The following is a 4,111-nucleotide window of genomic DNA, read 5'->3' as shown; positions in this document are numbered from 1 at the left end:
CTCCGGACGCGGCGAGAACTACCTCAAAGACCTCCGCGCCCGCCGCGAAGCAGCCCTGATCCACGTCATCTCCGCCATGCCGGCCGCCCAGCGCAGGGCCCTCGCCACCGGCCTGAGCGGCTTCCGCCTCGCCGCCGACCGCGATGCGGCTGCCGCGGGCGGGGTGCGCACCGCCGGCTCAGGCTCAGGCTTCCAGCGCTTCCTCAACGGTGCCGTACAGCGGGATCGCCTGGCCCAGGCCGACGAGTTCGATCACTTTGAGCACCGACGGCTGGGCGTTGGCGAGGCGTAGCCATCCGCCGGTGGTCGTGGTGGCGCGCTGCGCTCTGAGGAAGGCGTTGACTCCGGAGGAGTCCATGAACGTCAGGGGCGACAGATCCAGCAGCAGTTGGTGCATGCCGCGCGCCTGGGCGGCGGTGAGTGCTTGCTCGAATGCGCTGATCCCGTCGTAATCGAGCTCGCCGCTGACGGTGACGACACCGATGCCGGCCGGCCGGGGCTCGACTCGCACCTGCACCCGAGAGGGTCCCATTCCTGCTTTCCTCCTCCGAACCGCGATGTCGGTCACTTCACCTTGAGGCGCGCCCGTACGCGCTTCCCCGAGGGCACCGGCTCCACGTCCACGCTTTCGCACAGCGCGAGGACGATCTCCAGTCCATGCTGCCCCACCCTTCCCGGGTCGGGTGCATGAGCGATGGGGGCCGCCTCGTACGTGTCCGTTACGGCGATCTCCAGCGTCCCGCGGGCGAGACCCAGCTCCACCCGGCAGGGCCCCGCGGCGTGCCGGACGACGTTGGTGACCAGTTCGCTCACCACGAGGCGGGCGTCCTCCACGGTGCGCTGCCCTATCGCCGCCCCGGCCTCCGCCCGGGCCCGCAGGAACGACGCGGTGAAGTCCCTCGCCGCCGCGATGGCGGCGCGCGGGTCGCCGTAGGTCCTGGAGGCGGACTGAGCCCGGGCCGGCCGTGCGTCGTCGAGGAAGGCCGTGCTGTCACTGCGCATCCAAGCTTCCCCCATCAGGCCGTGGTTTTCCCTTCCGGTGCGTCTTCCCCCATATCGGTATCCGAATCACGTCGGCGTCGACACGGGGTACACGACACCACAGCCGCGGGTCGCACCAAGGGCAAAATGGCCTGACGGCCCGTCAGCCCATCCGTGTAGTAGGGAGTAGGGAGTCAGCCCATGTTCTACTACGTGCTCAAGTACGTGCTGCTCGGGCCGGTGCTCCGGCTGCTGTTCCGGCCGAGGACCGAGGGGCTGGAACATGTTCCGCAGCGCGGCCCGGCGATCGTCGCGGGGAACCACCTGTCGTTCTCGGACCACTTCCTCATGCCGGCCGTGCTGAGGCGGCGCATCACCTTCCTCGCGAAGCGGGAGTACTTCACCGGGCCCGGCCTCAAGGGCCGGCTGACCGCCGCGTTCTTCCGCAGCGCCGGGCAGATCCCGGTGGACCGTTCCGGCAAGGAGGCGGGGCAGGCGGCGATCCGCGAGGGGCTGGGCGTGCTGGCCAAGGGCGAGCTGCTCGGCATCTACCCGGAGGGCACGCGCTCGCACGACGGCCGGCTCTACAAGGGCAAGGTCGGGGTCGCGGTGATGGCCCTCAAGGCCGGGGTCCCGGTGATCCCCTGCGCGATGGTGGGGACGTTCGAGATCCAGCCCCCCGGCCAGGCCGTCCCGCGGATCAAGCGGGTCACGATCCGTTTCGGCGAGCCGCTGGACTTCTCGCGGTTCGCGGGGATGGAGCACGAGAAGGCGGTGCTCCGCGCCGTCACCGACGAGATCATGTCCAGCATCCTCGCCCTGTCCGGCCAGGAGTACGTGGACGAGTACGCGGCCACCGTGAAGGAGCGCGAATCCGGCCAACAGGGCCGCAGGCTGCCCAGGTTCAGGCACTGAGGGACGCCGCGGGCCTCACCGAGGTGTCTCCTCCAGCCGGTACAGCTCGGGCACGGAGACCTTGATCGGCTCCTGCGTGGTCCGGGCGATCACGACGACCGCGGGCTCGTGCGGGTCGGGGTTCTCCTCGCGGTGCGGGACGAACGGGGGGACGAGGAAGAAGTCGCCGGGGCCCCCGGCGATCCGCACCTCCCGCGTGCCGTCGTGGTAGACGAACACGGGGTGGCCGCTGACGACGTAGATCCCGGCCTCCGAATCGCCGTGGTGGTGGTTGTCCGTGGCGCTCAGCGGCGGGTTCACCACCATGCCCATCCAGAGCTTCTTCGACCCGACCGTGCCGCCGCTGATGGCGGCGTGGCCGGCCGGCTCGCCGGAGCGGACGTGGTGGACGCGGTTGTTCGGCGTGGACATCGTGCGGCCTCCTGGTTCTCGACGGCTTCGAAGGCCTGGGCGGCCTCGACGGACGAGGCTGCCGCTCAGGCCCCGGGCGCGCCAACCGCTGTTGCCGTTACGGCAACACGCCCGGGTCCCGCCAGGGCCGCCAGCGCCTCGTCCAGGAGGCGCCGCAGGCGCAGCGCGTCCGGGGCGACGGCCGTCACCAGGGCCGCGGGCCCGGCGAGCGGGGTGAGCGCGGCGGTCGCGCCGAGGGCGCGCGGCTCGGCGGGCTCGTCGTCGAAGGCGGGGTCCACGACGAGGAGCTGGCCGACGGCGCGGTGCCCCGCGAGGACGGCCGGCCCGTCCCAGCCGCCGGGCGCGCCGGGGCCGTACGACAGCTCCTGGTCCAGCAGGGCGCGCCCGGCGCGGCGCACCGTGAGGCGGGTCGCGAGGGTGCCGGGCGCTTCGCCGTGGCGGCCGAGGACCTGCTCCTCGCGCAGCACCAGCCTGGCGGTGTCGGCGAGTTCGACGGTCGTGCGCATGCGCAGGAGCGAGCCGTGGGCGGAGACGAGCTGCTCCGGCAGCCAGCGCAGCTCCGCGTCGGGGCCGACCGTCAGGCGGACGTCGTAGCGGGCCTCGTCGGCGCCGCGGCCGGGCAGGGCCACGGTCGCGGCGGCCGAGTCGACGGTGAGCCGCGCCCCTTCCCGTACGTCCGCCTCGATGGCGAGCCGGTCGCCGCCCAGCGGGGCGGTCATCGCGCCGACGACGGTCACCCTGCTGTACGCGCCGGCGGCCCGGGTGCGGCGCAGGGCGAGCGGCCCGTCGCTCTCCAGGACGGGCAGTCCGGCGGGGGTGGCGACGATCCGGGCGGTGGCGTGGACGCTCATGCGGTCCAGGCCGCGAGCCGCTCGCGCACCCAGGCGGCGACGGGCGCGACGCCCTGCTCGCCGGTGAGCGAGGTGAAGGCGACGGGCAGGTCGCCGCGCTGCTCCTTGGCGTCGCGGGCCATCCGCTCCAGGTCGGAGCCGACGTACGGGGCGAGGTCGGTCTTGTTGATCACGAGCAGGTCGGCGGTGGAGACGCCGGGGCCGCCCTTGCGGGGGATGTCGTCGCCGCCAGCGACGTCGATGACGAAGATCTGGGCGTCGACGAGTCCCTTGGAGAAGGTGGCGGTGAGGTTGTCGCCGCCGGACTCGACGAGGATCAGGTCGAGGGGGCCGACCGCCTCCTCCAGGTCCTCGACGGCTTCGAGGTTGGCGGAGATGTCGTCGCGGATCGCGGTGTGCGGGCAGGCGCCGGTCTCCACGGCCTGGATGCGCTCGGGCGGCAGGACGGCGTTGCGGAGCAGGAACTCGGCGTCCTCGCGGGTGTAGATGTCGTTGGTGACGACCGCGATCGACAGCTGGTCGCGCAGGGCGCGGCAGAGGGCGGCGACGGTGGCGGTCTTGCCGGAGCCGACGGGTCCGCCAAGGCCGATGCGCAGGGCGCGGCGGGTGCCGTCGGGGCGGTGGGCGTCGGCGCTGACGGCGGCGGGTGCTTCGTCGTGGGTGTGGTCGAGGTGCATACAAGGCTCCTTGTTACGAGGCGAAGAGGCGTACGGGCCAGGCGGCGTGCTGTTCGGCGGTGATGTCGAGCAGCGGCGCCGAGGCGGCCGGCAGGGCGTCGATGCCCTCGCGGGCGGCCTGTGCGGCCCGCTCGGCCACCTGGTCCATGTCGGGTGCCAGGCGGGCGAGGACGGCGGTGGCGTGGAAGGGGTCGAGGCTCAGCAGGCGGACGGCGGCCGTGGCGGGGCCGCTGACCGTCTCGTACGCGACGCAGTGCGCCGCGTCCTCGGGCCCGA

General features: G+C 73.0%; 7 protein-coding genes. 1 reads left to right on the top strand and 6 read right to left on the bottom strand.

The genetic code is table 11. From position 1 onward, the window contains the following. Positions 1–184: 184 nt before the first annotated feature. Positions 185–568, bottom strand: a complete 384-nt coding sequence (locus ABZX67_RS33175) for an STAS domain-containing protein (RefSeq protein WP_355368493.1) — start codon at positions 566–568, stop codon at positions 185–187. Continuing rightward, a complete protein-coding gene (locus ABZX67_RS33170; protein WP_355368490.1) occupies positions 565–1,002 on the bottom strand; it encodes an ATP-binding protein in 438 nt (145 codons plus the stop codon). Before ABZX67_RS33170 ends, ABZX67_RS33175 begins: the two co-directional genes overlap by 4 nt. 180 nt (positions 1,003–1,182) lie before the next feature. Between ABZX67_RS33170 and ABZX67_RS33165 the strand changes: the two genes are divergently transcribed. Beyond that, a complete protein-coding gene (locus ABZX67_RS33165) occupies positions 1,183–1,896 on the top strand; it encodes a lysophospholipid acyltransferase family protein (RefSeq protein ID WP_355368487.1) in 714 nt (237 codons plus the stop codon). Between the two features lie 15 nt (positions 1,897–1,911). On the opposite strand, the gene ABZX67_RS33160 is transcribed toward ABZX67_RS33165, so the two are convergent. The 4 genes from ABZX67_RS33160 to ABZX67_RS33145 form a co-directional block, all read right to left on the bottom strand. Continuing rightward, on the bottom strand, positions 1,912–2,307 hold the full coding sequence (locus ABZX67_RS33160) for a cupin domain-containing protein (protein ID WP_355368484.1): 396 nt from the start codon (positions 2,305–2,307) through the stop codon (positions 1,912–1,914). A gap of 65 nt (positions 2,308–2,372) precedes the next feature. Next, positions 2,373–3,158: an urease accessory protein UreD gene (locus tag ABZX67_RS33155; RefSeq protein WP_355368481.1), complete on the bottom strand. Its 786-nt coding sequence runs from the start codon at positions 3,156–3,158 to the stop codon at positions 2,373–2,375. Next, positions 3,155–3,835, bottom strand: a complete 681-nt coding sequence (gene ureG, locus ABZX67_RS33150) for an urease accessory protein UreG (RefSeq protein ID WP_355368478.1) — start codon at positions 3,833–3,835, stop codon at positions 3,155–3,157. The genes ABZX67_RS33155 and ureG overlap by 4 nt, the downstream gene beginning before the upstream one ends. 13 nt (positions 3,836–3,848) lie before the next feature. Beyond that, positions 3,849–4,111, bottom strand: a 263-nt coding sequence (locus tag ABZX67_RS33145; protein WP_355368475.1) for an urease accessory UreF family protein, incomplete at its 5' end; no start/stop codon positions are given.

Source organism: Streptomyces sp. NPDC003036 (assembly GCF_040611175.1).
Taxonomy (GTDB): Bacteria; Actinomycetota; Actinomycetes; order Streptomycetales; family Streptomycetaceae; genus Streptomyces.
The sequence above is the reverse complement of the archived record's forward strand: the minus strand, read 5'-3'. Positions and strand labels throughout refer to the sequence as shown.

What these genes read in the sequence shown, in the direction of transcription:
- ABZX67_RS33160 (WP_355368484.1), bottom strand. Translation starts at nt 2,307, where the DNA reads ATGTCCACGCCGAACAACCGCGTCCACCACGTCCGCTCCGGCGAGCCG.
- ABZX67_RS33155 (WP_355368481.1), bottom strand. Translation starts at nt 3,158, where the DNA reads ATGAGCGTCCACGCCACCGCCCGGATCGTCGCCACCCCCGCCGGACTG.
- ABZX67_RS33165 (WP_355368487.1), top strand. Translation starts at nt 1,183, where the DNA reads ATGTTCTACTACGTGCTCAAGTACGTGCTGCTCGGGCCGGTGCTCCGG.
- ureG (WP_355368478.1), bottom strand. Translation starts at nt 3,835, where the DNA reads ATGCACCTCGACCACACCCACGACGAAGCACCCGCCGCCGTCAGCGCC.
- ABZX67_RS33170 (WP_355368490.1), bottom strand. Translation starts at nt 1,002, where the DNA reads ATGCGCAGTGACAGCACGGCCTTCCTCGACGACGCACGGCCGGCCCGG.